This is a genomic window from Nostoc sp. UIC 10890, assembly GCF_054786515.1.
The window spans coordinates 1-1,392 of record NZ_JBSGKF010000153.1 but is presented as its reverse complement, the minus strand read 5'-3'; the positions used below and the strand labels follow the sequence as shown (position 1 = coordinate 1,392).

Annotated in this window: 3 protein-coding genes; 2 read left to right on the top strand and 1 reads right to left on the bottom strand. The window is 38.7% G+C overall.

Annotated features, from left to right (window positions below; translation table 11 throughout):
- The first annotated feature begins 120 nt into the window (after window positions 1-120).
- Together ACWATR_RS40035 and ACWATR_RS40030 are read left to right on the top strand one after the other, a co-directional pair.
- The gene (locus ACWATR_RS40035) at window positions 121-513 is read left to right on the top strand and encodes a helix-turn-helix domain-containing protein (RefSeq protein ID WP_460345942.1); all 393 of its coding nucleotides are present in this window, start codon (window positions 121-123) and stop codon (window positions 511-513) included.
- The gene (locus ACWATR_RS40030) at window positions 471-1,067 is read left to right on the top strand and encodes an IS630 family transposase (protein WP_460345939.1); all 597 of its coding nucleotides are present in this window, start codon (window positions 471-473) and stop codon (window positions 1,065-1,067) included. Before ACWATR_RS40035 ends, ACWATR_RS40030 begins: the two co-directional genes overlap by 43 nt.
- A 124-nt stretch (window positions 1,068-1,191) precedes the next feature.
- Here the strand turns inward: ACWATR_RS40030 and ACWATR_RS40025 are convergent.
- A partial coding sequence (locus ACWATR_RS40025) for an anthrone oxygenase family protein (protein WP_460345936.1) occupies window positions 1,192-1,392 on the bottom strand: 201 nt, incomplete at its 5' end.

The window sequence follows — 1,392 nt, the reverse complement described above, 5'->3', positions numbered from 1 at the left end:
GTTTTTAATTCTTGCGTGATTAAAGTTAAAATATCTTCACTATCTAAGATGACAACTATCTTTTTACAGCACTTTCGAGGTAAATGAGGTACACATAGTATTGGTGCATCAAGACTTAAAATGAAAGCATACTCAATCGATTTACGAGAAAAAATAGTAAATACTTACGAAAAGGGTGGTACTTCAATAAGAAAGGTTGCTGTGCAATTTGGTGTAGCAAAAAGCTATGTCCAAAAGCTAATCCAACTTCATAGAGCGCAAGGACATCTAGAACCCAAAAAGCAAGGTGGAGCCATGAAGGGTAGGCTAGATGATTTCGTTAACGAATTAGCCGAAATGGTTCAAATTTACCCAGACGCAACTTTATTGGAATATTGCGAATATTTTGGAGAAAAATACAACGTTTGGGTGTGTGCAAGTGTGATGTGTTGTGCATTACAAAAACAAAAATTAACGCGAAAAAAAAGACTTTGCGTAGCAGCCAAGGAAAAACAGAAAGAGTCCAAAAACTGAGAATAGAGTATTGGGAGAAAGTAAAGCAAGTAGACCCAGAAGACCTTGTATTTATAGATGAAATGGGTGTTTTACTCGGCTTAACTAGGACTCATCAAAGAAGCGAGCGCGGCACTAGAGCGTATAATTTTAAACCATATTACCGAGGTGCAAAAATAAGTGTAATCGGAGGAATTAGCTTAAAGAAAGTTTTAGCCGTGATGACTTTAAACGGCTCAATGGATGGAGATGCATATAAAGTTTTTGTAGAACATTTTTTACTTCCGCAATTATGGGTTGGTGCAGTCGTTGTCATGGATAATCTACCTGCTCATAAAGTCGAAGAGATTAAGCCTTTGATTGAAGGAGTGGGAGCAAGTGTTGTTTATCTATCTCCTTATTCTCCTGAATTCAATCCAATTGAACATTGGTGGTCACAATTAAAAGCTTTTCTGAAACAATTTTCTCCCAAGAGTGCATCTGTCGTTGATGGTTTAATTAAAATTGCGCTAAAACTAGTTGAGCCAATGCATCTAAAAAATTGGTTTACTAATTGCTGCTACTGTACCTCATGAACCTCAAATCTGCTGTATCTGCGGGATTGAGGAAACTTCCTTGATTCAGATTAATGGGTTTTTTAATTGGCATAGTTCTGTTAAATCCTTTTAATACTTTTTTTTACTCTGATACTTAACATTTTTATTGCACTGTTTGCTTACAGAGCGCACTTGTCAGCAATGCTGCTGCCCCAAACGCTGCTATCGTCCGAACATGGTTCCAGAGCGTCCAGGTGGTCAGATATCTAGCCCACAAGTCTGCGCCCTCAGTGCTATCTGGTTTGGCGATCGCCAGGGCATCATTCAGCGGCACATTGAAGGCGATCGTCACTACAACAGTCCC